The organism is Mesorhizobium sp. M6A.T.Ce.TU.002.03.1.1 (genome assembly GCF_003997275.1).
Lineage (GTDB): Bacteria > Pseudomonadota > Alphaproteobacteria > Rhizobiales > Rhizobiaceae > Mesorhizobium > Mesorhizobium mediterraneum.
In genome coordinates this window covers 1-25,156 of the sequence record NZ_RZTI01000089.1, presented here as the reverse complement: position 1 = coordinate 25,156, position 25,156 = coordinate 1, and the positions used below count along the sequence as shown (strand labels likewise).

Below are 25,156 nucleotides of genomic sequence, written 5' to 3'. Positions count from 1 at the left end.
CGCCACTACCGTCGAAGCCGGTGATTATCTCACCGCCGACATTGGCGGTCACCGTTCCCGCAGTGCCGCCGCCAGCGCCAATGCCGCCAACAGACACGATGCCGGCTGCGCCACCGCCGTCGCCGCCACCACCCCCGATCGATTCCACCAACATGCCGATCGCACCAATGCCGTTGGTCGTGATCCTGTTGGTATTGGTCGCCGTGGCGTTTCCACCGTTGTTGCCATCGGCACCGGCTCCACCGCCGCCGAACAGACCGAAAGCACCGCCGCCACTGCCGCCGGCGCCGCCGACGGATTGCACGACCAGGCCGGAGGCGAAGTCGCCATGGGTCGTTATCTCACCGGAGTTTTCACCCGAAGCATTGCCGCCGCTGGTGGGTGAGCCGCCATTGCTGCCGGATCCGACAAAAATCGAAGACGATTGATTTCCGTCGCCGCCGCGGCCACCGGCGGAGCGGACAATCATGCCATATGAAAATCGACCGCCTGTGGTGATCTGCCCGGCGTTGCTGCCGTTCGCGGTGCCGGCACTGCCGCCATTGCCGCCTTCGCCGGCATTTGCATAACCGGCGGAGACGGCGTTACCACCGGTGCCGCCATTGCCACCGCTGGCGTCTACGATGATCCCGAACGAGTTTTCACCGGTCGTTTCGATGATGCTCGAGGCTGTGGCCGTTGCATTGGCGTTGCCGCCGGCGCCGCCATGGCCAGCGTCACCTTCATCTGCGAAAACGAGACCGCCGCTGCCGCCGCCATCACCGCCCTGACCGCCGGTGGCCGTCGCAACCATGCCGTGATGAAAATTGCCCTCCGTGAACAGGCTGGCGGTGTTGGTGGCACTGGCGCTTCCGGCGTTGCCGCCATTGCCGCCCTCGCCACCATTGCCTACGAGCAACAGAAAGCCGTATCCGCCATTGCCGCCATTGCCACCATCCGCCGTGACATCATAGGCGCTAACATGGGGCAGAGCCGGCGCAGGCACGCTCTGGTCGGTGTTGTTGACATGCACTGCGTTGCCGCCCGCGCCGCCATTGCCGCCGTCGCCGTCATAGCCGCTGCCGTTGCCTCCATTGCCTCCATTTTGATTGATGAGGACTTGCGCATGAACGACATCTGTCGAAACGGGAAGGAGCCCTGCCAAGGCCGTGGCGCCGAGCAGCAGCGCCAGGCGATTTGGCAGAATGGCCCGGCCGGGCAAAATGCGCCGGTTCTCGCCGCGCGCGGCTTCCGGCGCGGGTCCGGCTTTCTTGCTCGATCTGATATCGACAGGGCGTTCCGTCGAAACGGCCTTATTGCCGATGACGGTCCGCCGCACGGAATCCGACACGGAGAGCCTTGAGAACAAAGCCATGCACTACCCCCTAGAGTGCGACGTTCCCAATCCCTACTTGGATCCGCCGCTGCCGCCACATCTACTCAGGCAGTAAAAAATGCTGGATATTCGTAATAGAACTCAACGCATTAAGGCCAGCGCTCCCAATTCGTTGTGAAGCGCTGGCTTGATTAGAATACATTAACTTCTGCCCAATGGAATTCGAATTGTTGAACTTGCGCTTGATGGAATCGAAGTGTTGCGTGAAGGACACTGGCCAAAACGTCTGACGTTTCATAGTCGTCATATGACGGCAATGCTTCAATCGGCCTGCCGAAATATTAGAGATTACGAATATAATGTTCTGGCGGCAGGCGCATCGATTCCACTACGATCGGGGCCTTGGCGATGGCATCGCCACGCAGACATCCTATATTAGGAGGGTGTCTCCTCCGCGCGGGAATGAACGGATGTCGCAGTCTCGTCTTTCAACGATTTTCACGTCGGCATTGCTGGCAACAGCGATCTTGCCGGGCGCAAGTCCGGCCGCCTTGGCACAGGTCCTCAACCCCGCCGACCGCAACGCGCTGGTCCGGCAAAACGAATTGCAGGTGCTCGAGAACAGGCTGCGGCGCCAGCAATATCAGCAGCAGCAACAGCAGTTCCGTGCCCAGGATCGCGAGGTCGCGCCGCAACGGCCAGATGTGCAGCAGATGCAGCCTACGTGCCAGTTGCGACGGTCGGGCAGCCGCTTTATCAGCACCTGCCGCTGATGAGCCGGTACTTTTCATTTATTTAGCCGACTTATAGCCTTGAACACCGCTCTACTTGAAGTAGCATCGAAGGCGGTTTTGATTTCGCAACGTGCCTTTGTGCTTGGGCACTGCCCTGATTGGATCGTCGGGAATGGCAGCCACCAAGAAGAAGGCCGTACGCAAGGCAAGGAAGGGGGAGCGGGTCCGTCAGGTCGCGGCTATTCCTTTTCGGCTGAGCGAACACGGGGACGTTGAGGTGATGCTGGTCACCTCGATATCGACAAGGCGCTTTATCGTGCCCAAGGGCTGGCCGATGAAGGGCAAGAGTGGGCGCAAGGCAGCCACCATCGAAGCGCAGGAGGAAGCCGGCGTCCTCGGCAAGACGCTGAAGCAGCCGGCCGGCACCTATTCCTACTGGAAGCGGCTGACAAACCGCTTCGTTCGCGTCGACGTCACCGTCTATCTGCTGGCGGTGACCGAGGAGCTGCCCAACTGGCAGGAAGCCAACAGACGGCAGCGAGCATGGCTGACGCCGGAAGACGCAGCAGTGCTTATCGACGAGCCCGACCTTTCAACGCTGCTGAAGAACTTGAAGGTTCCCCAACCTGCGCCCGCTTGAACCGGGGCCTCATTTGGAATCGTCGTCTCCCTGAGGGAAAGGCCGGACCGGCGTGCCGGCATAGGCCCACAACCATTCGCGCGGCAGCGGCCCCTTGTTGCGGTCGCTCTGCTGCGACTGCTCCCACGCATGCGCCAGAATGCCGACCGAGCGCGACAGCACGAAAAGGCCGCGCGTCAGCGGCGGCGGAAAGCCGAGCTCGCCATAGATGACGGCGGTGGCGCCGTCGATGTTGAGCGGGATTTTCTTGCCCTTGCGCCGCGCGACCTCGGCCTCAACAGCCTCGGCGATGTCGGCGAAACGTCCGCTGATGATGCCGCGCGCGGCAAAATCTCGGGTCAACTCGATGAGGCGCGGCGCCCGCGGATCGACCGGATGGAAGCGATGGCCAAGCCCCGGCACATAGGATTTTTCCTCGGCAAAGAAGCGATCGAGCCGCGCCGTGACAGCGTCGGCAAGCGTCATGCCTCCGTCCAGTGCCGCGGCGATGTCGCCGTAGAAGGCAAGCGCCTGCTCGCCAGCGCCGCCATGCACGTCGCCAAGGACGTTGATGGCTGAGGCCATGGCGCTATTGATGCCGACGCCGCAGGTAGCCGCCATCCGGGCAATGGCGATCGACGGCGCCTGCGGCCCGTGATCGACGGCAGCACCGAGCGCGATGCCGAGCAGCGCCGCCTGCTCCTCACCAGGCAGTTCGCCGCGCAGCATCAGCCAGATCATCGCCGGAAAGCTGACGCGGCCGATCAGATCCTGGATCTCGTAGCCGCGCAGCCGAATCACGCCGGGGCGCATTTCGATGATTTCGGTCTGCCACCATTCCTCGCCGCGCTCGCGGCCGGTTTTTTTCCCAACGTTGCTCATGGTCTCGCGTCGCTCATGCCCGCGCTCTCGTTTTTGCCCGGGGCGGCAAGCCGGCAAACACCTCCTCCGTATGCTCGCCCAGCGTTGGCGGCGGCTTGGTCGGCAAGGGTGCTGTGCCATCGACCATGAACCCGCCGCGCACGACGGTCAGCGGCCGGTCGATGTTCGGCATGCCATCGAAACGGGTGGTCATGTCGCGCCCGATCACTTGCTGCTCGGCCAGCACCTGCGGGATCGTCAGCACCCTGCCCGCCGGCACGCCTGCACGATTGAACGTCTCCTCCCAGGCCGCGGCCGAGCCGCTCGCCAGGGCATCCTCGATCAGCGCCTTCAAGGCGATGCGGTTGCGCTTGCGCGTCTCGCGCTCGGCAAAGCGCGGGTCCGACGCCAGATCGGGCAGCCCGATCAGCCGGCAGAGCGCCACGAATTGCTCCTGCTTGTTGGCAGCGATGTTGAGCAAGCCATCGCCGGTGCGAAACGTTCCAGAAGGTGCCGCCGTCATGTTCTCATTGCCCATCGGCTGCGGCTCGACATCAGCCGTCAGATAGTTGGAGACCGGCCAGCCCAGTGCGGAAAGCGTGCATTCGAGCATCGACACGTCGAGAAAAGCGCCTTCGCCTGTCGTCTTCTGCTTCACAAGTGCAGCAGTGATGGCAAAGGCACCAACCAGCCCGCCCAACGTGTCGGCAACGGGATAGCCGACACGCAGCGGCGCGGTCTCCGGCGTGCCGGTGATACTCATGATGCCGGACAGTCCCTGTATGATCTGGTCGTAGGCCGGATTGTCGCGCATCGGCCCGGTCTGTCCAAAACCCGAAATCGCGCAATATACCAGGCTGGGGCGGACCTCTTTCAGCTTCTTGTAGCCAAGCCCCAGCCGGTCCATCACGCCGGGGCGGAAATTCTCGACCAGAGCGTCGGCGGAGGCGACCAGATCGAGGAAGCGTTCGCGATCGGCCTCTTTTTTGAGATCAAGCACCACCGATCGTTTGCCCGCGTTCTGCGCCAGGAACGAAGCGCCCATTCCGGCACTGTTGAGCTCCGGCGAGCCGCCGAGCTGGCGCGCCAGATCGCCGCCTTGCGGCGCCTCGACCTTGATCACGTCCGCCCCGAGCAGCGCGAGCTGATAGGCGCAGTAAGGACCTGCCAGAACATTGGTCAGGTCGAGGACGCGGACACCGGACAGCAGATCGGTCATAATGTCACAAACAGGTCAGGCATCGCCCGGCACATGCTCCGGCCCACGCGTGCGCCTGCGCTCGACGTAGGCCCAGATATGCGGCCCAATCAGCCCGATGAACGCCAGGGTCAGCAGTGTCAGCGACAGCGGATGCTTGTAGAACACCGACCAGTCGCCATTCGAGATGGTCATCGCCCGGCGGAACTGCGCTTCGGCGAGCGGCCAGAGGATCATGCCGATGATGACCGGCGCCGTCGGGAAATCGAAGCGCCGCATCAGGAATCCGGCCCCGCCGAGCAGATAGAGGATGACGAGGTCGGTCGGCGACTGAGAAATGCCGTAGGTGCCGACCGTGGCGAACACCAGGATGCCGGCATAGAGCTGCGGCGCCGGGATTTTCAGCAGCCGCACCCACAGACCGATCAGCGGCAGGTTGAGGATGACGAGGATGACATTGGCGATGAACAGGCTGGCGATCAGCCCCCAGACCAGATTGGCCTGCGTCATGAACAGCATCGGCCCGGGATTGATGCCATAGCTCTGGAAGGCCGACAGCATGATCGCGGCCGTCGCCGAGGTCGGCAGGCCGAGCGTCAGCATCGGCACCAGCACGCCGGCAGCCGATGCGTTGTTGGCGGCTTCCGGTCCGGCAACGCCTTCGATGGCGCCGACCGTGCCGAACTCCTCCTTGTGTTTGGAGAGCTTCTTCTCGATCGCATAGGACAGGAACGTCGGGATCTCGGCGCCGCCGGCCGGCAGGGCGCCGATCGGGAAGCCGAGCAGGGTGCCGCGCAGCCAAGCCTTCCACGAGCGTGCCCATTCGGCGGCGGTCATGTAGAGCGATCCCCTCAGCGGCACGATCTCGTCCTTGCCGGCATAGCGGCGCGAGGCCATGTAGAGCGTCTCGCCGACCGCAAAGAGGCCGACGGCGACGACGATCACGTCGACGCCGTCGAGCAACTGGCTCATGCCGAAGGTGAAGCGCGGCTGGCCGGTCTGCAGGTCGACGCCGACTAGGCCGATGACGAAGCCGACGAACAGACTCGTGAGGCCACGCACCGACGACGAGCCGAGCACCGCCGAAACCGTGATGAACGCCAGCACCATCAGCGAAAAATATTCGGCCGGGCCGAAAGACAGCGCGAATTTGACCACGACCGGGGCCAGGAAGGCGACGCCCAGCGTGCCGAGCGTGCCGGCGACGAAGGAGCCGATCGCCGAGGTGGCAAGCGCAGCGCCGCCGCGGCCGGAACGGGCCATCCTGTTGCCTTCCAGCGCGGTGACGATGGTAGCACTTTCGCCCGGCGTGTTGAGCAGGATCGATGTCGTCGAACCGCCATACATGGCGCCGTAATAGATGCCGGCAAACAGGATGAAAGACGCTTCCGGCGCCACCTGATAGGTGATCGGCAAAAGCAGGGCGATGGTCAGCGCCGGTCCGAGGCCGGGCAGCACGCCGATCGCGGTCCCCAGCGTCGTGCCGAGCAGGCACCACATGAGATTGACCGGCGTAAAAGCGACCGAAAATCCATGCGCGAGATGGCCAAGCGTTTCCATGCGTCACGCCCTCAACATACGGATAGTCGCATCGAGAACCGTGTTCAGCTGGTTCTCGATGAAGCCGGCGCCGATATTGACGCCGAGAGCCCTGGCGAAGCCGAAATAGGCGGCAAGCGCCAGGATAAGGCCGAGCATCACATCACGCAGCGGATGTCTGCTGCCGAACCCATGGCAGATGAGAACGAACATGATCACCGAGGCCGCGGTAAAGCCAAGCGGCTGGATCAGCACAAGGTTCGCGACCAGCCCGAGGGCGACGATGCCCATCGCCTTCCAGTCGGTCGGCGTTTCCTTTTCTTCGTCCGGTTGCCAGCCGCCCCGCAGGGCGGCGACGATCAGCGAGAGGGAGAGGATCGTCATGCCAACCATGGTGATGTAGGGAAAGACGGTCGGGCCGACCTTGGAGTAGAGCGGCGACACAGGAATCGATAGCGTCTGCCAGGCTACCGCGCCGGCGCAAGCGAGAAGCCCGATGCCGATCAGCAATTCGGGCGCGGCAAGGCGCGGCCGCGCCGCCTGCTGGTCGCTGGTGCTCATGATCGTCCTCCCTGGATAGCCGGTCTCCCACAGCCGACTTCGCCGCAGTTTCACCCGCGCTGGATCGTATGTCCATGCGGCTGGCGAACATCGGAAAGGGGCGGCGCAGGCCACCCCCTTCCGAGGGTATCAGGCAAGGCCGAGGTCCTTGAGGATGGCCGCGATCCTGGTCGTGTCTTCGGCGAGAAATTTCGCATAGTCGTCGCCGGTGAGCAGGATTTGCGTCCAGTTGCGGTTCTTGCATTCGGTGGCCCAGGCATCGCTTTTGGCCATGGTCTCGACCAGCGTGATCATCGCCGCCTTGTCGGCGTCGGAAACGCCCGGCGGTGCGAAGACGCCGCGCCAGTTGAACAGTTCGACATCGATGCCGGCTTCCTTCAGCGTCGGTGCGTCGATGCCTTCCTGTGGCTTGTCCGCGGAAATGGCGAGCAGCCGAAGCGCGCCTGCCTTGACCTGTTCGGAGAACTCACCATAGCCGGAGATACCGGCCGCGACCTGGTTGCCGAGAAGCGCCGACAGCGCCTCGCCGCCGCCGGCGAACGGCACATAGGAGAGGTTGGCTGCCGGAACACCGGCCGTCTTCGCGATAAGGCCGAACAATATGTGGTCCGAGCCGCCGGCCGAACCGCCAGCCACCGGGACCTTGGTCGGATCGGCTTTGAGGGCGGCGACGAAATCCGCTGCTGTCTTGAACGGCGAGGCCGCCGGCACCACAAGCGCCTCGAACTCGCCGGTGAGGCGGGCGATCGGCGTGACTTCGGTGAGATTGTTGGCCGATTTGTTGGCGATGATGGCGCCAACCATGACCATGCCGGCAACCATCAGCGAATTGCCCTTGCCGTTCCACTGGCTGATGAACTGCGGAAGGCCGACCGTGCCGCCGGCGCCGCCGACATTGGTGATCTGCGAGCCGGAGATCAGCTTCTCACTGCGCAGCACCTGGTCCATCGTGCGCGCCGTCTGGTCCCAGCCGCCGCCGGGCGCTGCCGGCACGAAGATCTGGATCTGCGGTGCATCCTGCGCGAAAGCGGGCGAGAGATGCAACGCCGCGAAACCGGCGGCGCCGGCAGCAGCGGTGCTCATTAAAAATCTGCGTCTGTTCAGCATGGGGATTCCTCCAATCACGACACCTCCTCCGGTGCCTGCCAGCAACGTAGCCTGAATTCAGACCCGCTCGACAAAAATTCATGCAGTCTTTGCCTAGTTCTGTCAACAGGAACGACGTTCTACTAGACAGAACTGATTGCGTGCGGCACAGTTGCTCCGATCGGCCCCTTCTGTCCAACGGGAACGGAACGACGTGGTCAAGCAGATGACCGTAACACAATCCAAGCCTGCCTCGACCGCCGGCGTTGCCGCGCTCGATCGTGCGATCGCTATCCTCGATGCTTTCGCCACTGCCGACCGGTCGCTCAGCCTAGCCGAAATCGCGGCGCGGACCGGCCTCTATAAGAGCACCATCCTGAGGTTGGCGAAATCGTTGCTGCGCGGGCAGTTGTTGGAGCGTCTCGACGACGGCCGCTACCGCGTCGGCCCTGCCACCTTCCGGCTGGGCGCGCTATACCAGCGTTCGGTCGTGGCGATCGACATCCTGCTGCCGATCATGCGTGATCTGGCCGAGCGAAGCTGGGAAAGCGTCGCTTTCTATGTCCGCTCGGGCGACGTGCGGACCTGTCTCTACCGCGTCGAGTCCAAGCATCCCATCCGCTACACCATACGGGAGGGCGACGTGCTGCCCTTGCTGGCCGGCTCGGGCGGCCGTGTCCTTGCCGCGTTTTCCGGTCAGCATGGCGAGCCTTACGAGACGATCCGCAAAACCTATCATTGTTTGTCGGTCGGCGATCGCGACCCCGAGACGGCGGGCGTGTCGGCACCGGTGTTCGGGCCGGGGCATACCTTGCTCGGTGCAATGACGCTGTCCGGCCCGAGCACGCGCGTCGACGCTGCCTTTCTCCAACGCATGAAAAATCCGCTCATCGAGGCGGCCGCGCGCGCCACTCGCGCTTTCGGCGAAGACGCCTCGATGCTCGAACAGGCGGCCCGCAAGGCCGAAGCGGAGGGCTCAGAAAGCCTCGATTCTGCCTGATCAGAACCACAGGATGATAGGCAGCAACCCTCACGGCCGCCGTTCGAGCAGGATCGTCGCATTGTCGTGATAGGTGGTCCGCAAAACCTCCCTGTAGCCGCATTTTGCGGCGACGTTCAGCGAACCGGTGTTTTCCGGATCGATGATGCAGACGGTCCTTGCGCGCCGGAATGCTTCATCGCCCCAGGCGAGAACCCGTCCGACGACTTCGCTGGCGAACCCTTGGCCATGTGCACTCGAAGCCAGCGCCCAGCCGGCCTCCGGAACGCCCTCGATCGACGGCACGATATCGCGCTTCAGATCGTGAAAGCCGGCCTCGCCGATGAAGCGGCCGGATGCTTTGTCCTCGATCGCCCAAAAGCCGTAGCCCAAGAGCGACCACAGGCCGGCATGACGCAGGAAGCGCATCCAGCTTTCTTCCCGTGTGCGCGGCTTGCCGCCGATGAAGCGGGTGACGGCCGGATCGGCCCACATGGCGACATAGGCATCGAAATCATCGAGCCGGTGCGGCCGCAGCACGGTGCGCGGGGTTTCAATGACGGGAGCGACGAGCGCCTGTGGATTACCCATGTGTCATGCCTTCGGTTGCGGTTGCCTATGTGCTTAGTGCATGTCGCCCAAGACTGCTCGGCGGTTTTGGGGATAACGACATGCGACAGAGATCCAAATCGCCTGCACCAAACAAGAGCCAAAGCCTGTGCAGATCATCTTCCAGCCCAATGTGAATCCTGCCCAGCGGTGCTACTTTTCACAGCAGCTGATTCAGCGTCCGCTGTGCCATCCGACGGAGGGAAAAGGGCATGGATACCACCGACCTTCTGCTTGCCATCTTTCATCATCTGCTGGTGTTTTCACTGGCAAGGCATCATCGGCGCCGAATTTGTCCTGATCCGCGGCGATCTGCCCGCCGCGACGCTCCGGCGGCTTGTCGGCATCGATCGCCACTATGGCATCATCGCCATGCTGATCATCATCGTCGGCATCGCCCGCGTCATCTACGGCCTGAAGGGTTGGGAGTTTTACGTCTACAACTGGGTGTTCTGGGCAAAGATGGCGACCTTCGTCATCGTCGGCCTGTTGTCGATCGTCCCGACGGTCCGCTTCGGCTCCTGGAGCAGGCAGGCCTCGGCCAGCCCCGGCTTCCAGGTGCCTGCTGCGCAACTTGCATCCGTTCGAACTTATGTCCGCGCCGAAGCGTTCATCTTCCTGCTGATCCCGGTCTTCGCGGCGGCGATGGCGCGCGGCTACGGCTACTGAATTTCGCCTACCGGTTCGAGTGGCGCAATCTCGACCAGCGGCGCCGGCACATCGTTCGTCTTTTCGTCAGCCTTGCAGATATCGGCGATGACGCAGACCGGACAATCCGGCTTGCGCGCCTTGCAGACATAGCGGCCATGCAGGATCAGCCAGTGATGGGCGTGGCGCATATATTCGTCCGGAATGATCCTCAACAGCCCCTGCTCGACCTGTTCCGGCGTCTTGCCGGGCGCCAGCCCGAGCCGGTTGCCGATGCGGAAGATGTGTGTGTCGACCGCCATCGTATGCTGGCCGAAGGCCATGTTGAGCACGACATTGGCGGTCTTGCGTCCGACGCCCGGCAGCTTGACCAGTTCGTCGCGGTCATCAGGCACCTCGCCGCCATGATCGCGGATCAGCGCTTCCGACAGTGCAATGACGTTCTTCGCCTTGTTGCGCCAAAGCCCGATGGTGCGGATATAATCGCCGACCTTGGCTTCGCCGAGCGCCAGCATCTTTTGCGGCGTGTCGGCGACCTTGAACAGCGCCCGCGTCGCTTTGTTGACGCCGACGTCGGTCGCCTGTGCCGAAAGCACCACTGCCACCAGCAGCGTGAATGCGTTGATATGTTCGAGCTCGCCCTTCGGCTCGGGCCGCTGAACGGAAAAGCGTCGGAAAATCTCGTGCACCTCGGCCGGGCTGTAGAGCGAATGGGACCGCACCGGCCGGGCACGCGGCTTGGCAGTTGGGCCGTCGCGTCGGCCGCGGGGCAGGTCGTTTTTGGGTGTGGAGGAATTTTTGGACTTGGGGTTCGCCATCCCCTTCCTATAATATCCCGCCATGAGCGACACAAACGCCTCATTTCAGGCCGACGAGCCATTCTTCCAGGCGTTGCTGATACCGCATCGGTCGCTCGGCAAAACCGGCTTTGCCATCCTGATGGGCGCTCTGCTGTTCGGCTCGTTGGTCACCGGAGCGTTTTTCCTGTCGCGCGGCGCCTGGCCGGTGTTCGGCTTCCTCGGTCTCGACGTCATCGCCGTCTACATCGCCTTTCGCGCCAATTATCGTGCCGCCCGCGCCTGCGAGGAGGTGTCGGTCTCACGCACCAGTCTCGACATCCGCAAGACGGCGCCATCAGGAAAATCGGAAGCGCATCGCTTCAATCCGTTCTGGGCGCGTTTTTCGGTCGCCCGCCACGCCGAGATCGGCATCACCAGAATGGCGGTTGAAGCGCAAGGCGAGAATGTGCCGATCGGCGGCTTCCTCAATCCCGACGACCGCGAGAGCTTTGCGTCAGCCTTTTCGCGTGCCCTGGCGACCGCCAAGGCACGCTAGATGTGAGCGAAACCGCCTCGTCCGCGAAATGATTTTTCAGCAGCGATTGAGGCAACCGGTTCTCCGGTGCCTTGCGATAGACGGTGATCAGCAGCGTCTCCTTCTCCTTGGTGAGATGCACCTTTTCGCCAGCCATCATCGGCTCCTTTCCCGAAGCCAACTCTATCTGGGGATGTGCGGAAAGAAGGCAAGTTTCGGGTGGTGATCGGCGCCGCGAAGGACGATATTCGCGTCAAGGAGACAGTCCTATGAACGCACAGACCGCTATTCTGAAGAAAGACATCACGCCCGAAGGCGGTGACTACGAAGTTGTTCGGCGCGCGATCGAGAAGATCAGCCTTGACTACCGTGACCAGCCGTCGCTCGAAATACTGGCCGAGGAGGTTGGCGAGACGCCGACCGGGCTGCAGAAGCTGTTCACCCGCTGGGCCGGCCTGTCGCCCAAGGCCTTCTTGCAGGCCGTCACGCTCGACCACGCGCGCAAACTGCTCGATTCCGGCATGCCGCTGCTCGAAGCTTCTTTCGAGGTCGGCATGTCAGGTCCCGGACGGTTGCACGACCTTTTCGTCACCCACGAGGCGATGTCGCCGGGCGACTACAAGACGCGCGGCGCCGGGCTGACGATCCGCTACGGCTATCATATCTCGCCATTCGGCATCGCCCTGATCATGGTCACCGACCGCGGGCTTGCCGGCCTCGCCTTCAACGATGCCGGCGGCGAGCGTGCGGCCTTCGCCGACATGTCCAGCCGCTGGCCGAACGCAAACTATGTCGAGGACATGGCTGCGACGGCGCCCTATGCCGCGCGCGTCTTCGATCCGGCGCTGTGGCGCGCCGACCAGCCGCTGCGCGTCGTCATGATCGGCACCGACTTCCAGGTTCGCGTCTGGGAAGCCCTGCTGCGCATCCCGATGGGCAAGGCCTGCACCTATTCCTCGATCGCCGCCCGCATCGGCGCACCGAGCGCCAGCCGGGCGGTGGGTGCCGCGGTCGGTGCCAATCCGATGTCGTTCGTGGTGCCGTGCCACCGGGCTCTCGGCAAGTCCGGCGCGCTCACCGGCTACCACTGGGGCCTGACCCGCAAACGCGCCATCCTTGGCTGGGAAGCGGGACAGGTCGCGCCTTGAAATAGTTCACGGCCTCGTGCGCTGATACCCAAACAGACCTTGCGACACCGGCGAGACGCTTTCGCCGGTGTTTTTCGTTAACCCGCGAAATGACTGCCCGCTCTGGAAAGCAGCTGTCTTCCGGGCTAGCTTCCCGCGCAGTCAGCAGGGAGGCACCACTTGATAATCGTTGTCGGCTCGATCAACCTCGACCTTATCGCCAATGTCGACCGCTTGCCCGCACCGGGTGAGACGGTTCGGGGCTCCGGCTTCACCACCGCACCTGGCGGCAAGGGCGCCAACCAGGCGCTGGCCGCCGCACGCGCCGGCGCCAAGGTGCGCATGGTCGGCGCCGTCGGCAAGGACAACTTCGCCACTGAAGCGCTGGCGCTGCTGCGGGACGGCAAGATCGACCTGTCTGGTGTCGGTGAAACATTCGCCTCGACCGGCACGGCATTGATCATGGTCGCCGACGACGGCGAGAACGTCATTGCCGTGGTGCCGGGCGCCAATGATTCGGTCGTGACGGGCGATCTTTCCAAGGCTTTCATGAAAAAGGGCGATGTCGTGCTCTTGCAGCAGGAGATCCCGCTGCACACCGTCGATGCCGCACTGGACGCGGCACGGGCGGCAGGCGCGATCACCGTGCTCAACACGGCACCCTTCCGTGCAGAGGCGACCGCCTTCCTCGGCAAGGCCGACTATGTCGTCGCCAACGAAACCGAATTCGATCTCTATGGCGAGGCGCTGTCGCTGAGCGGTCGCGATCGCCCGGCGCGGATGCGCGATTACGCCGGGAAGACCGGCCGCACAATCGTCGTCACGCTCGGCGGTGACGGCGTTCTGGCTGCCACGCCAGCCGATCTTCTGATGGTTCCGGCGCTGAAGATCACTCCGGTCGACACGGTCGGCGCCGGCGACACGTTTTGCGGCTATTTCGCCGCCGGCCTGTCGTCCGGCCTGCTGCTCGAACAGGCGCTCGCCCGTGCTGCAGCCGCTGGTTCGCTCGCTTGCCTGAAGCCCGGCGCCCAGCCGTCGATCCCGCAGGCGAAGGAAGTCGACGCGGCGCTACAAAAATCCGCCAGCTAGGTGAGAGCCATGCGTCCTGCCACAAAACACGCCGTGCCGCCTGCCGGCGATATCTGCCGCCTGTCCGCCGTGGACCTTGCCGGCGCGATCCGGCGCCGTCAGCTTTCCGTCCGCGAGGTGGTGACGGCATTCCTCGACCGGATCGACGCAGTGAATCCGCTGGTCAACGCCATCGTCTCGCTGCGCGACCGTGCCGACATCTTGCGCGAGGCCGATCAGGCAGACGCCCATCTGGCGCATGCAGGGCATTCCGGCCCCCTGTTCGGCCTGCCAATCGCCATCAAGGATCTCGCGCAGACCAAGGGCCTCAGGACCAGCTTCGGCTCGCCGATCTTCGCCGATTTCGTGCCGCAAGAGGATGATTTCTTCGTCGAACGCGTCCGCAAGGCCGGCGCCATCATCATCGGCAAGACCAATGTTCCCGAATTCGGGCTTGGCTCCAACACTTACAACGCCGTGTTCGGCCCGACGCTCAACGCTTTCGACCCAGCCTTGACCGCCGGCGGTTCGAGCGGCGGCGCGGCGGTCGCGCTGGCGCTCGACATGGTGCCTGTCGCCGACGGCAGCGACTTTGGCGGCTCGCTGCGCAACCCGGCCGCCTACAACAATGTCTTTGGCTTTCGCCCGTCGCAAGGACTGGTCCCGGCGGGCCCGGACCTCGACGTCTTTCACGCACAGATGGGCGTCGAAGGGCCGATGGGCCGCAGCGTGCGCGACATGGCGCTGCTGCTAGACGAGCAGGCCGGCTACGACCCTCGCGCGCCGCTCTCACATCACAAGCACGGCTCGTTCCTCGAAGGGCTGCAAACGGCGGCGGCCGGCGGCCGCATCGCCTGGTTCGGCGATCTTGGCGGCCATCTGCCGGTTGAACCCGGCATCCTTGATCTTTGCGAGGCCGCTCTCGGCCGCTTCGCCAACATATCCTTTCAGACCGAAGCGCTGGTGCCGGATTTCGACTTCGAAGCGCTATGGCAGGCCTTTGTGACGCTGCGCCAGGCGAGCAGCGGTTGTGCGCTCAAGGCGCATTACGACGATCCCTTGAAACGCAGTCTTCTGAAGCCGGAGGCCGTGTGGGAGGTGGAACATGCGCTGCGCCTCACGGCGCCGCAGATCCACGCTGCCACGGTGAGGCGCTCGTCGTGGCACAAAACCCTGCTGTCGCTCTTCGACCGCTTCGACCTCATTGCGCTGCCGACCGCGCAGGTCTTCCCCTTCGAAGTCTCCACCCACTGGCCGACACAAGTGGCCGGGCGTGCCATGGACAGCTATCACCGCTGGATGCAGGTTTCAGCGCTCGCCACGCTGGGCGGCTGCCCTGCGGTCAACGTACCGGCGGGCTTCGATGCCAGAGGCAGGCCGATGGGCATGCAATTGATCGGGCGGCCGCGCGGCGACATGGCCGTGCTGAGAGCAGCGGCGGCCTACGAGGTGACGCTGCCGTGGCCGGCCGGAGCCTAAATCCAGGTCAAGGCTGCCAGCGACATATGCTGCCGGCTTGCACCGTCGTTGCTGTCATGCATTGATCACGGTCGGCCGCGTCGCAAAGTCGTATATTGTCGAGGAAAACCATGTCGCTGGAACTCTACGCTACCTATGTCGTTGCCTGCATCGTCATTGTCCTGGTGCCCGGACCGACGGTCACGCTGATCATCGCCAACAGCATCCGCCATGGCTCCCGCGCCGGCCTCGCCAACGTCGCCGGCACACAGGCCGGGCTGGCCATCATGATCGCCATTGTCGGCATCGGATTGACCTCATTGATCGCGGGCATGGGCCATTGGTTCGAGTGGGTCAGGCTGATCGGCGCCGCCTATCTGATCTGGATGGGCGTGCAGATGTTCCGCTCGAAGGGCAAGCTGAACGCCGACGGATCGGCGAAGACGCCGCGCGGCGGCTTCTTCCTGCAGGGCCTGCTGGTAGCGATCAGCAATCCCAAGACGCTGGTGTTCTTCGGCGCCTTCTTTCCGCAGTTCATCGCCCCTGAAGGCAACTACACATTGCAGATCGTCGTCATGGGTCTCACCGCCCTGATCTTCGCCGCCGTGTCGGATTCGACCTTCGCGCTCGCCGCCGGCCGCGCCGGACGCCTGTTGTCGGCCGGCCGCGTCAAGCTGCTGTCGCGGATCAGCGGCAGTTTCCTGGTTGGCGGCGGGTTGTGGCTGGCGTTTTCAAAGGCGAAGTGAGAGCCCTTCCCTCGCCCCGTTTACGGGGAGAGGGTGGTCGCGCAGCGACCGGGTGAGGGGCAGCTCCAAGGTTGCAAGCAAAAATACCGACGGGTGCGCCGCCCCTCATCCCCCTGCCGGGACTTCTCCCCGTGAACGGGGAGAAGGAGGCTTTCACAGCCGCCCCAGCCTTTCCAGCAGCAGCGCGAAAAACGCATCATGGTCGATGTCCCGCATCACCATGGCGTTCTTCGGCCGCTTGGTCACGCCCCACCAGTCGATCACGGTCATGCCCATGGTGAGCTCGGAGGCGGTTTCCACGGTGACGTTGCAGTTGCGGCCGCTGAACAGCTCCGGCTTCAACAGATAGGCGATGACGCAGGGGTCGTGCAGCGGTCCACCATCGGTGCCGTATTTCTCCTCGTCGAAGCGCTCGAAGAACTCCAGCATCTCCGCCGTGGCCGTGCCGACCCTGGTGCCGAGCTTGCGGAAGGCTTGAGTGCGCTTGGCCGTGGTCAGCGCCTTATGGGTGACGTCGAGCGGCATCATGACGATCGGGGTGCCGGATTTGAACACGACATCGGCGGCATGCGGGTCGACATAGATGTTGAATTCGGCGGTCGGGGTGACATTGCCGCCTTCGAAGAAGCCGCCGCCCATCAGCACGATTTCCTTGATGCGCGGCGCGATCTTCGGCTCGCGGATCAGCGCCAGCGCGATGTTGGTGAGCGGTCCGAGCGCGCAGAGCGTGATCGTGCCGCTCTCTTCCTTCATCAGTGTCTCGACGATGAAATCGACCGCATACTGGTCCTGCAGCTTCATTGTTGGCTCGGGCAATTGCGGTCCGTTGAGGCCGGTCTCGCCATGCACCTCCTCGGCGGTGACCAGTTCGCGCGCCAGCGGCCGGATGGCGCCCGCATAGACCTTGATCTCAGGCCTGCCGGCCAGTTCGCAGATCTTGCGTGCATTCTTTTCGGTGAGCCTCAGCGGCACGTTGCCGGCAACGGCGGTCATACCGACGATCTCCAGCTCGGCGCTGCCAAGCGCCAGCAATATGGCGACGGCATCATCCTGGCCGGGATCCGTGTCGATGATGATCTTGCGGGATTGGGGCATTTCAATTCCTTGTTTGGGGAGTCTTTTTGGGCGGGGCTTTCGACGGCTTGAACTTGACCGCGGGGCGGACCATATCAAGACCATCGGGAAAAATGCCATCCGGGTTTTTCCGCTTTATGTCGCTCTTGAGAGGACAGTGTAACATGAGCCGAATGACGCCTTTCTCCAGCCCGCTTCTTCTGGGTTTCGACGCCATGGAAAAGACCCTGGAACGTCTGGCGAAGTCGGGTGACAGCTACCCTCCCTATAACATCGAGCGCCTCAGCGGTGCCGACGGCAAGGCCGAAAGGCTGCGTATCACGCTCGCTGTCGCCGGTTTCGCTGAAAACGATCTCGATGTGACCACGGAGGAAAACCAGTTGGTCGTGCGCGGCCGTCAGAACGACGATACCGAGCGCGAATTTCTTCATCGCGGCATTGCCGCGCGCCAGTTCCAGCGCTGTTTCGTGCTGGCCGACGGCATGCGGGTGATCGCGGCGGAGCTGAAGAACGGCCTTTTGTCGATCGATCTCGATCGGCCCGAGTCCGAACGGCTGGTACGGAAAATAAACATATCGGTGAAAGACTGATCTTCACCGATGGCTCTCATGCGAGGCGGCCTTGAGCGGCGTCCTCGCGCCAAGGAGGCTTAAATGACCAGAACTGACGAAAATCTCATCATGACCAGCGGCGAATTCGCCCATCTCGGCGAAGGCACGGTCGCCTATCTCAGGAAAGTGTCGAGCGACGATCTGCGCGGCCGTTTCCCGGGCCTCGGCGAAATCGCGCCCGGCCTGGAACTGTGGGCCCTGTTTGCCGCCAATGGCCAGCCGATCCTGCTTTCGGACGCTCGCGACCGGGCGCTGGCCGGCGCCCTGGAAAACGACCTGACCCCCGTCGCCATCCACTAAATTAACAATACGGCACAGCGATCTGGTTGGAACGGACAGGGCCGCCCACGGCGGCCCTTCAACGGATCTGATCAAAAAAAGCTCAGGCCGCGTGCGAGGCCTGTGTATCCGATAAAAGCGCGTGGATCGCTGCGGCGTCGCGGGTGCCCCTGATCTTGGCCACCGTGTCGGCGTCGCGCAGCACCCGCGCGATACGCGACAGCGCCTTGAGGTGATCGGCGCCGGCGCCTTCGGGCGCCAAAAGCAGGAACACCAGATCGACCGGCTGGTCGTCCAGCGCCTCGAAATCGACCGGCGTCTCCAGCCGTGCGAAAACGCCGGCGATCCGCTTCACCCCGGCCAGCTTGCCATGCGGAATGGCGATGCCGTTGCCGACACCGGTCGAGCCCAGCCGTTCACGCTGCAGGATGGTGTCGAACACCTCCCGTTCCGGAATGCCGGAAATCGCCGCCGCCCTTTCGGACAGCATTTGCAGCAGTTGCTTCTTGGAGTTCGCCTTCAACGCCGGCAAAATCGCCGGAACGTTGATAAGATCGCTCAGATCCATACTTGAAATCCCTTGTTCGCCTGCCGTCGCCAGTCCTCACTCTCGCGTGCGGCTGGTTCCTTATCCCAGTGCGGCCTTGGCCGTCATCTCTGTGCGATCCTGGGTCGTCATCTCTGTGCGACCCTGGGTCGTCATCCCTGCGCGACTTTGGTCGTAGATGGGTCGATCCAGCCGATATTTCCGTCCGGCCGACGATAGACGATATTGAGATGCTCGTTTCCGGCATTGCGAAAGACGAGGACCGGGGTGTCCTTGGTGTCGAGCTCGATCACGGCTGACGCCACCGACATGGTCCGCAGCGTCATGGTTGATTCGGCAACGATGGCTGGCGCGAAATTCTCCGGTATTTCCTCATCGTCGTCGGCAAGCGGCGCCATCACCGTATAGGCGATGTCGGTGAGCTCGCCATTGGCATTGCCTAAATTATGTGACTTCAGCCGACGCTTGTAGCGTCGAAGGCGGGTTTCAAGGCGATCCGCCGAGGCCTCGAAAGCGAGCGTCGGGTCCTGGGCTTCACCGGTCGCCTGCAGCGAAGCGCCGGAATCCAGCCGGATCATGCAATCGGCCGTGTAGCGCGATCCCGATTTGACGACTACGATTTGACCTGAAAAGCCCCGATCGAAATATTTCCCGATCACTTCCCCGACACGGTCGTTGATGCGCGTACGGAACGCATCGCCGATATCCATGTGTTTTCCTGATATGCGCAGTGTCATCTGAAAACTGACCTTCCTTGCTCAGGCTTCAAACTGTCCCGAGTTTATACCCGTGATCTGTGCGCACAAGCTTTGCGGCGTCACTTGCGCCGATTTTAAATCCGAACTTTCCGGTTGATCACAAGCCGCCTTCTTTGACCGTCCCGTGGCCAACGTCGTGACGGACCATCCGCATGCGGGCAGTAGCCCGTCTCATGCGGGCGGGCTTCTAGCCACTTCGTTGCGGCTTGTCAATGAAGCGCAAAAGCTGTGGAAATTCCGTCGGAGATCACCGCCCGGCGCTGGCCAAGGCGCGTTTTTCACGCCGCCTCTGCACCGACGAGGGAATATTCATGCCCTCCCGATACTTGGCGACCGTGCGCCTGGCGATATCGACGCCGCTTTCCCGCAACATATCCACAATCGCGTCGTCGGAAAGCACGTCGACGGTTTTCTCCTCGTCGATCAACTGCTTGATGCGGTCGCGCACCGCCTCCGACGAATGCGCGTCGCCGCCACCCGACGAAGCGATCGAGGCGGTGAAGAAATAGCGCAGTTCGAACACGCCGCGCGGCGTCAGCATGTATTTGTTGGCGGTGACCCGGCTGACGGTCGATTCGTGCATGCCGATGGCATCGGCCACCGTGCGCAGGTTGAGCGGCTTCAGGTGACGCACGCCATGGACGAGGAAAGCGTCTTGCTGGCGCACGATTTCCGAGGCGACCTTGAGGATGGTCTTCGCCCGCTGGTCGAGGCTACGCGTCAGCCAGTTGGCATTCTGCAGGCATTCCGCCAGGAAATCCTTTTCCGTCTGGTTCTTCGCATGCGGTGAAACCTGGGCGAAATAGATATGGTCGACCAGCACGCGCGGCAGCGTTTCAGAGTTGAGTTCGATCACCCAGCTCCCGTCATTGGCCGCCCGCACTTCGACATCGGCGACGATCGCGTCGCTGGCGCCGCCCGAAAACGCCATCCCTGGGCGCGGATCGAGCGCACGTATCTCGGCCAGCATGTCGAGCAGATCCTCCTCGTCGACCCCACAAATCCGTTTCAGGGTCTGGAAATCTCGCCGCGCCAGGAGCTCGAGATTGGCAATCAAAGCCTTCATCGCCGGGTCGAGCCGGTCGCGCACGGCGAGCTGCAGCGACAGGCATTCGGCGAGGTCGCGGGCAAAGATGCCGGCCGGCTCGAACGTTTGGCAGACAGCGAGCGCATTCGTCACTGCTGTTTTGTCGGTGCCGAGACGGGCGGCGATCTCGGCCATGTCGGCGCGCATATAGCCGGCCTCGTCGAGGCCATCGGCCAGTTCGCTGGCGATCAGTCGTGCTGCCGGGTCAGCGAAGGCAAGCGCGACCTGTTCGCCGACATGCTCGCGCAGCGTGATGGCGGCCGCCGCCATGTCTGCGACGTCGAAGCCGGCGGACGAGGACGCGGAACCATTGCCGGAGGCCGACTTCCATTGGGCCGTCAGGTCGGGACCGAGCCGCTCGCTGGTGCCGGGATCGTCGGGAAACAGGTTTTCCAGCGAAGTATCGAGCTTTTCCGAGATCGCCTCGGCACTCCACGCCGTTTCCGTCTCGAACCAGTCGCCGCCGGGGGCCGTTTCCGGCGCGACGTCGATCTTCTGCGCCTGGTCGCTGACGGCATCGTCCTGCGGCTCGGCGCGCTCGAGCAGAGGATTGCGCTCGATCTCGTCGTCGATGAAGCGTTCCAGCTCGATGTGGGTGAACTGCAGCAGCCGTATCGACTGCATGAGTTGCGGCGTCATCACCAGCGACTGGGACTGTCGTAGCTGTAGTTTTGCCGCCAACGCCATGGTTCGGTTTCAAACGCCCTGTCTACGCATCCGGACTGCCGGAAGGAGTTGGGCATAGAAACTGGCCCGGCTTTTGCTTGTCAAGGCGATGGCGATCAAAACTCGCCTATCGTCGCGTTATTCGGACGAGAAATCGGAGAAAAAGGCCTGTCTCGCGTCAAAAAACGCGTTTGGACAGAAATATTCACGCTCAGAGTGTAAATCCCTCACCGAGATAAAGCCGCCGCACATCCGGGTTTGCGACAACTTCGTCGGCCCGACCGTGGGTCAACACCTGGCCGGCATGGATAATGTAGGCACGGTCGATCAGGCCGAGCGTCTCGCGGACATTGTGATCGGTGATGAGCACGCCGATGCCCCGCGCCGTCAGATGGCGCACAAGTTGCTGGATATCGGCGACGGCGATCGGATCGATGCCGGCGAAAGGTTCGTCGAGCAACATGTATGCGGGTCGGGTCGCCAGTGCGCGCGCGATTTCTAGGCGCCGCCGCTCGCCGCCGGAAAGCGACAGCGACGGGGCCTTGCGCAGATGGCTGATGTGAAACTCCTCGAGCAATTCGTCGAGACTGCGTTCGCGCTCCTTGCGGCTCTTTTCGACCACTTCGAGCACGGCACGGATGTTTTGCTCGACGGTCAGGCCGCGAAAGATCGACGCTTCCTGCGGAAGGTAGCCGATGCCGAGGCGGGCACGGCGGTACATCGGCATCGAGGTGACATCGAAGCCGTCGATTTCGATCGTGCCTTCGTCGACCGGCACCAGGCCGGTGACCATGTAGAAGCAGGTCGTCTTGCCGGCGCCGTTGGGCCCGAGCAACCCGACCGCCTCACCGGCGCGCACGCCGATCGTCACGCCGCTGACGACTTTGCGGCCCTTGTAGCTCTTGGTCAGGCCCTTCGCGATCAAGGTTCCCTTGAACTTTACCGTGTCGACAGTGACCGTGGCCGGCGCCGCAAGTTTGCCGGCGGCGCGTCCTGAGAGACGCGCCATCAGCGATGCTACGTCGGCCATCAGGGCTTCGCCGCTCCCGACTTCGGCGGCGTGATCGACATCATGACGCGGCCCCCGCAGGCGTCGACCTGGGCCAGGCCGCTCTTCATCTGCACGGTGAGCTTGCAGCCGACCAGCACATTGTCGCCTTGCGAAAGCACGACCTTGCTGCCTGAAAGCACCAGCACTTCCGTCTTCATGTCGAAAGTGCCGCGGTCGCCGGTGGCGACCTGGTCATCCGATTTGATATAGACCTTGTTGGCGACCTCCAGGCGGTCGATGTTGGCCGAGCCGGTCATCGCGGCACCGGCGGCCTCCGTGCCCTTGGCGGCAGCGCCGGCATCCTTGACGTAATAGACCGTCATCTTGCCGGCCTTGAGCACGGTCGGACCCTGGACGACGCTTACATTGCCTGTAAACACGGCGACGCTATCTGCCTGGCGAACCTCGAGCTTGTCGCTTTCGATCTGGATGGGCTTGTCGCCGGACAGTTTGAGGCCCGACAGCTGGCTGGTGGCCTTGGACTGCGCCAGAGCCGGCGTCATCCCCAAGCCCAGCCCCAAAACCAGCGCTAGGGCCGGCAACGCCGAAGCCGCGGCCACAAGCCGTGCCGAACTACTGAACCGCATTGGATGCTCCGCTCATTGCCTCTGCCGCCTTCAAGCTGGCGGGATCGATGTTGACACGCACTCTGTTCTCGAAAACCACGATCTTGCCGTTGTCCTGGATCGACATCGAATCTGCGGTAATCCGCGACCCGCCACGGCTGACGTCGACCGGATCACTCGTCTTCATAGTGCCTTTGCCCATGTCGAGAAAGACCGATTTGAACTTTGCCTCCAAGCCGTCGGTGGTGGTTATGGTGACATCGCTGGTCAGGCTCATCGTGTTGCCATCGCGATTGTAGGTGCCGCGCGAGGCATTGACGGCCGCCACATTGTCGGCCGAGATCGGCAGCTTGGCGTCGATGCCCTCCAGATCGATGATGCCTTGCTTGCTCACGTCCTGTATGGCGCGCAAGGCGGTCATGGAATAGGGCAGTTTCTGCTTGGTGAACCCGTTGAGCTTGGGGTTGGCCATCACTAGCTTGCCATCGGCGAAGGCGCTGCCGTCGGCCTGGACCTGGATCGAGACAGGCGCCGCGAGATACGAATAGACCGGGAAGGCGACCGCGATCACGGCAGCGACCAGCGGCACCGCCAGCTTCAAGATACGCACGCGGCGCGAATGGCGCTGGGCAATGCCGAAGGCGTCGACCCGCGTCGGGCCTACGTTCGGGGGGGCCAACTCCGTCTCGGTGTTGGTCGGTTCGATCGGTCGCGCTAACATAACTACTTTCTTTTAAACCCCTGCCGCCAAGCACCCTATAGGTGGGATGCCGGCGCCCTCAAGCAAGCACAAGCGGAGGAAAACCGCAAAAGTGTGACGGTTGCTGTGGCACAAACGAAAATGAAACCGCCACAACTTGCACGTCATACCAGATACAGCGGGACAGCGTTAGGGCCTGTGGATTGGTCTTGATGTCACTTGAAACGCCGGCTCGCGAACGTCGACACCCTGTCCTTGGAGCGAACTCGTCAGGAATCGGTAGCCGGGCGCGGATGGTTGCTTTAAAAGCATCTGCTCCCACCGACTATGAGGCTGACCATGGCACTGAGAGCCGACGACCTGATCGACCGCCGCCGCTTGCGCCGCAAGCTGACATTCTGGCGCGTCGCAGCGCTTGTTGTCGCAGCGGCCGGGCTGATTGCCCTTTCGACCTGGATCTACGGTGACGACTTCACCGGCACGGCGGTCGACCACATCGCCAAGGTCAAGATCGAGGGCACCATCACCGAAGACGAAGACCTGATCAAACGGCTGGATGACATCCGTCAATCATCGAGGGTGAAAGCTGTGATCCTGTCGATCGATTCACCGGGCGGCACCACCGTCGGGGGCGAATCGATTTACGAGGAAGTGCGCAAGCTGGCCGCCGAGAAGCCGGTCGTGGCCGAAGTCGGCACGCTGGCCGCATCGGCGGGCTATATGATCGCCACCGGAGCCGATCATATCGTCGCGCGCAAATCGTCGATCGTCGGCTCGATCGGCGTGCTGATCCAGTATCCGGACGTCAGCGGCCTTATGGACAAGCTCGGCATCAAGCTCGAGGAAGTGAAATCGTCGCCGTTGAAAGCCTCGCCATCGCCCTTCAAGCCGACCAATGACGACGAGCGCACAATGGTCCGCAAGCTCATCCTGGACAGCTACGACTGGTTCGTCGGCATCGTCGCCGAACGCCGCAACATGACCAAGCCGGAGGCGCTGGCGCTGGCCGACGGCTCGATCTTCACCGGCCGGCAGGCTCTTGCCAATAAATTGATCGATGCGGTCGGCGGCGAGACCGAAGCGATCGACTGGCTCGCAACCAAGGGCGTCGATGCCAAGCTCAAGGTGGTGGAGTGGAAGGATACCGAAAGCGGCGGCTTCCTGTTCTCCAAGGCGATGGCGCGAACTATCGGCAGTGCGCTCGGCCTGCCCGACTATGGCGGCGACATCATCCACGAACTTGGTGCCGACCGCTTGTTTCTTGACGGTCTCGTTTCCGTCTGGCACCCTTGAGACGAGTGAAAAAGCAAATAAAATCATCCTCATAATTTTGACCACAGTGTTTTCACGGGGAGCCTTCTCATGATCAAATCCGAACTTGTGCAGATCATCGCCACACGCAACCCGCACCTTTTTCTGCGCGACGTCGAAAACATTGTCGGCGCGATTTTCGACGAGATCACCGACGCGCTTGCCGAAGGCAACCGGGTCGAGCTGCGCGGTTTCGGCGCTTTCTCGGTGAAAAACCGCCCCGCCCGCACCGGCCGCAATCCGCGCACCGGCGAATCCGTCGAGGTCGAGGAGAAATGGGTGCCGTTCTTCAAGACCGGCAAGGAATTGCGTGAAAGGCTGAACAGCGGCAAATAGGCGCCGCGCGGGTCACGCGCCGGCCTTTTCAGTAGGGCCCGGCCCTCGGTAGAGCCCGCCTTCGACAGGAAATTCCATGTTCAATCGCTTCATGCTCATCGTGGTCTTCGTGCCGCTGGCCGTCATCCTGATTGCGCTGGCGGTCGCCAACCGCGATCCGGTTGCCTTCACCCTGGACCCGTTCAATCCCGGCAATCCGGCGCTGACGATGACGCTGCCGCTTTTCATCTTCCTGTTCCTGGCTCTCGCCATCGGCATGATCGTCGGCAGCCTGGCAACCTGGGTCAAGCAGAGCCGCTATCGCAAGC

At 62.9% G+C, this 25,156-nt stretch carries 27 protein-coding genes and 2 pseudogenes; 14 read left to right on the top strand and 15 right to left on the bottom strand.

Going from position 1 to position 25,156, the window contains the following annotated elements:
* Window positions 1-1,354, bottom strand: a pseudogene (locus EOC93_RS23065) (autotransporter outer membrane beta-barrel domain-containing protein); the annotation flags it as partial.
* 320 nt (window positions 1,355-1,674) lie between these two features.
* Between EOC93_RS23065 and EOC93_RS23060 the strand changes: the two are divergent.
* Both EOC93_RS23060 and EOC93_RS23055 read left to right on the top strand, forming a co-directional pair.
* Window positions 1,675-2,088 (top strand): hypothetical protein, encoded by a 414-nt coding sequence (locus tag EOC93_RS23060; protein WP_348627612.1) that lies wholly within the window; start codon window positions 1,675-1,677, stop codon window positions 2,086-2,088.
* A gap of 133 nt (window positions 2,089-2,221) precedes the next feature.
* Complete coding sequence (locus tag EOC93_RS23055; RefSeq protein WP_126104900.1) at window positions 2,222-2,689, top strand: NUDIX hydrolase; 468 nt, start codon at window positions 2,222-2,224, stop codon at window positions 2,687-2,689.
* A gap of 9 nt (window positions 2,690-2,698) precedes the next feature.
* Here the strand turns inward: EOC93_RS23055 and EOC93_RS23050 are convergent, their stop codons facing one another.
* The 5 genes from EOC93_RS23050 to EOC93_RS23030 form a co-directional block, all read right to left on the bottom strand.
* A complete protein-coding gene (locus EOC93_RS23050) occupies window positions 2,699-3,550 on the bottom strand; it encodes a citryl-CoA lyase (protein WP_127205771.1) in 852 nt (283 codons plus the stop codon).
* A 13-nt stretch (window positions 3,551-3,563) separates the two neighbouring features.
* Complete coding sequence (locus EOC93_RS23045; RefSeq protein ID WP_127205770.1) at window positions 3,564-4,748, bottom strand: CoA transferase; 1,185 nt, start codon at window positions 4,746-4,748, stop codon at window positions 3,564-3,566.
* Window positions 4,749-4,763: 15 nt separating this feature from the next.
* Window positions 4,764-6,287: a tripartite tricarboxylate transporter permease gene (locus EOC93_RS23040; protein ID WP_126104897.1), complete on the bottom strand. Its 1,524-nt coding sequence runs from the start codon at window positions 6,285-6,287 to the stop codon at window positions 4,764-4,766.
* A gap of 3 nt (window positions 6,288-6,290) precedes the next feature.
* Complete coding sequence (locus EOC93_RS23035; protein WP_127205769.1) at window positions 6,291-6,827, bottom strand: tripartite tricarboxylate transporter TctB family protein; 537 nt, start codon at window positions 6,825-6,827, stop codon at window positions 6,291-6,293.
* Between the two features lie 129 nt (window positions 6,828-6,956).
* On the bottom strand, window positions 6,957-7,934 hold the full coding sequence (locus EOC93_RS23030; RefSeq protein ID WP_095488421.1) for a tripartite tricarboxylate transporter substrate-binding protein: 978 nt from the start codon (window positions 7,932-7,934) through the stop codon (window positions 6,957-6,959).
* 205 nt (window positions 7,935-8,139) lie between these two features.
* Here EOC93_RS23030 and EOC93_RS23025 point away from each other — a divergent pair, with 205 nt between their 5' ends.
* On the top strand, window positions 8,140-8,913 hold the full coding sequence (locus EOC93_RS23025) for an IclR family transcriptional regulator (RefSeq protein ID WP_127205768.1): 774 nt from the start codon (window positions 8,140-8,142) through the stop codon (window positions 8,911-8,913).
* A gap of 30 nt (window positions 8,914-8,943) precedes the next feature.
* Here the strand turns inward: EOC93_RS23025 and EOC93_RS23020 are convergent, their stop codons facing one another.
* Window positions 8,944-9,483: a GNAT family N-acetyltransferase gene (locus tag EOC93_RS23020; protein ID WP_127205767.1), complete on the bottom strand. Its 540-nt coding sequence runs from the start codon at window positions 9,481-9,483 to the stop codon at window positions 8,944-8,946.
* Window positions 9,484-9,713: 230 nt separating this feature from the next.
* Here EOC93_RS23020 and EOC93_RS23015 point away from each other — a divergent pair.
* Window positions 9,714-10,170, top strand: a pseudogene (locus tag EOC93_RS23015) (DUF2214 family protein).
* Here EOC93_RS23015 and nth read toward each other — a convergent pair.
* Window positions 10,164-10,967 (bottom strand): endonuclease III, encoded by an 804-nt coding sequence (gene nth, locus EOC93_RS23010; RefSeq protein WP_095488417.1) that lies wholly within the window; start codon window positions 10,965-10,967, stop codon window positions 10,164-10,166. The pseudogene EOC93_RS23015 and the gene nth overlap by 7 nt on opposite strands.
* Window positions 10,968-10,989: 22 nt before the next feature.
* On the opposite strand from nth, the gene EOC93_RS23005 reads away from it, so the two are divergent.
* The 5 genes from EOC93_RS23005 to EOC93_RS22980 all read left to right on the top strand — a co-directional run bounded on the left by EOC93_RS23005 (window position 10,990) and on the right by EOC93_RS22980 (window position 15,862).
* Window positions 10,990-11,484: a DUF2244 domain-containing protein gene (locus EOC93_RS23005; RefSeq protein ID WP_127205766.1), complete on the top strand. Its 495-nt coding sequence runs from the start codon at window positions 10,990-10,992 to the stop codon at window positions 11,482-11,484.
* A 248-nt stretch (window positions 11,485-11,732) separates the two neighbouring features.
* On the top strand, window positions 11,733-12,611 hold the full coding sequence (locus tag EOC93_RS22995) for a methylated-DNA--[protein]-cysteine S-methyltransferase (RefSeq protein WP_095488413.1): 879 nt from the start codon (window positions 11,733-11,735) through the stop codon (window positions 12,609-12,611).
* Between the two features lie 159 nt (window positions 12,612-12,770).
* Window positions 12,771-13,679: a ribokinase gene (locus EOC93_RS22990; protein ID WP_095488411.1), complete on the top strand. Its 909-nt coding sequence runs from the start codon at window positions 12,771-12,773 to the stop codon at window positions 13,677-13,679.
* Between the two features lie 9 nt (window positions 13,680-13,688).
* Window positions 13,689-15,137, top strand: coding sequence for an amidase (locus EOC93_RS22985; protein WP_095488409.1), 1,449 nt, complete (start codon window positions 13,689-13,691; stop codon window positions 15,135-15,137).
* Between the two features lie 110 nt (window positions 15,138-15,247).
* Entirely contained in the window at window positions 15,248-15,862 is a 615-nt protein-coding gene (locus EOC93_RS22980) for a LysE family translocator (protein ID WP_095488407.1), read from the top strand.
* A 153-nt stretch (window positions 15,863-16,015) separates the two neighbouring features.
* On the opposite strand, the gene EOC93_RS22975 is transcribed toward EOC93_RS22980, so the two are convergent.
* Window positions 16,016-16,957: a nucleoside hydrolase gene (locus EOC93_RS22975; RefSeq protein WP_095488405.1), complete on the bottom strand. Its 942-nt coding sequence runs from the start codon at window positions 16,955-16,957 to the stop codon at window positions 16,016-16,018.
* A gap of 143 nt (window positions 16,958-17,100) precedes the next feature.
* Here EOC93_RS22975 and EOC93_RS22970 point away from each other — a divergent pair, with 143 nt between their 5' ends.
* Window positions 17,101-17,526 (top strand): Hsp20 family protein, encoded by a 426-nt coding sequence (locus EOC93_RS22970; RefSeq protein WP_023797450.1) that lies wholly within the window; start codon window positions 17,101-17,103, stop codon window positions 17,524-17,526.
* 63 nt (window positions 17,527-17,589) lie between these two features.
* The gene (locus EOC93_RS22965; RefSeq protein ID WP_095488403.1) at window positions 17,590-17,847 is read left to right on the top strand and encodes a DUF1150 family protein; all 258 of its coding nucleotides are present in this window, start codon (window positions 17,590-17,592) and stop codon (window positions 17,845-17,847) included.
* 82 nt (window positions 17,848-17,929) lie between these two features.
* On the opposite strand, the gene ptsN is transcribed toward EOC93_RS22965, so the two are convergent.
* The 6 genes from ptsN to lptC all read right to left on the bottom strand — a co-directional run bounded on the left by ptsN (window position 17,930) and on the right by lptC (window position 23,222).
* Window positions 17,930-18,394: a PTS IIA-like nitrogen regulatory protein PtsN gene (ptsN, locus tag EOC93_RS22960; RefSeq protein ID WP_095488401.1), complete on the bottom strand. Its 465-nt coding sequence runs from the start codon at window positions 18,392-18,394 to the stop codon at window positions 17,930-17,932.
* Window positions 18,395-18,525: 131 nt separating this feature from the next.
* Window positions 18,526-19,110 carry a ribosome-associated translation inhibitor RaiA gene (gene raiA, locus EOC93_RS22955; RefSeq protein WP_095488399.1) on the bottom strand — a complete coding sequence of 195 codons (585 nt, stop codon included), beginning with the start codon at window positions 19,108-19,110 and terminating at the stop codon, window positions 18,526-18,528.
* 268 nt (window positions 19,111-19,378) lie between these two features.
* Window positions 19,379-20,905, bottom strand: coding sequence for an RNA polymerase factor sigma-54 (gene rpoN, locus EOC93_RS22950; protein WP_127205765.1), 1,527 nt, complete (start codon window positions 20,903-20,905; stop codon window positions 19,379-19,381).
* A gap of 190 nt (window positions 20,906-21,095) precedes the next feature.
* Window positions 21,096-21,914 carry an LPS export ABC transporter ATP-binding protein gene (gene lptB / locus EOC93_RS22945; protein ID WP_095488396.1) on the bottom strand — a complete coding sequence of 273 codons (819 nt, stop codon included), beginning with the start codon at window positions 21,912-21,914 and terminating at the stop codon, window positions 21,096-21,098.
* Window positions 21,914-22,522, bottom strand: coding sequence for an LptA/OstA family protein (locus tag EOC93_RS22940; RefSeq protein WP_095488394.1), 609 nt, complete (start codon window positions 22,520-22,522; stop codon window positions 21,914-21,916). The genes lptB and EOC93_RS22940 overlap by 1 nt, the downstream gene beginning before the upstream one ends.
* Complete coding sequence (gene lptC, locus EOC93_RS22935) at window positions 22,509-23,222, bottom strand: LPS export ABC transporter periplasmic protein LptC (protein ID WP_095488392.1); 714 nt, start codon at window positions 23,220-23,222, stop codon at window positions 22,509-22,511. The genes EOC93_RS22940 and lptC overlap by 14 nt, the downstream gene beginning before the upstream one ends.
* 318 nt (window positions 23,223-23,540) lie before the next feature.
* Between lptC and sppA the strand changes: the two genes are divergently transcribed.
* The 3 genes from sppA to EOC93_RS22920 all read left to right on the top strand — a co-directional run.
* On the top strand, window positions 23,541-24,494 hold the full coding sequence (gene sppA / locus EOC93_RS22930; protein WP_095488475.1) for a signal peptide peptidase SppA: 954 nt from the start codon (window positions 23,541-23,543) through the stop codon (window positions 24,492-24,494).
* 69 nt (window positions 24,495-24,563) lie between these two features.
* On the top strand, window positions 24,564-24,848 hold the full coding sequence (locus EOC93_RS22925; RefSeq protein ID WP_023797441.1) for an integration host factor subunit beta: 285 nt from the start codon (window positions 24,564-24,566) through the stop codon (window positions 24,846-24,848).
* Window positions 24,849-24,924: 76 nt separating this feature from the next.
* Window positions 24,925-25,156 (top strand): DUF1049 domain-containing protein (locus EOC93_RS22920; RefSeq protein WP_127205764.1); only part of this gene is annotated, 232 nt, incomplete at its 3' end.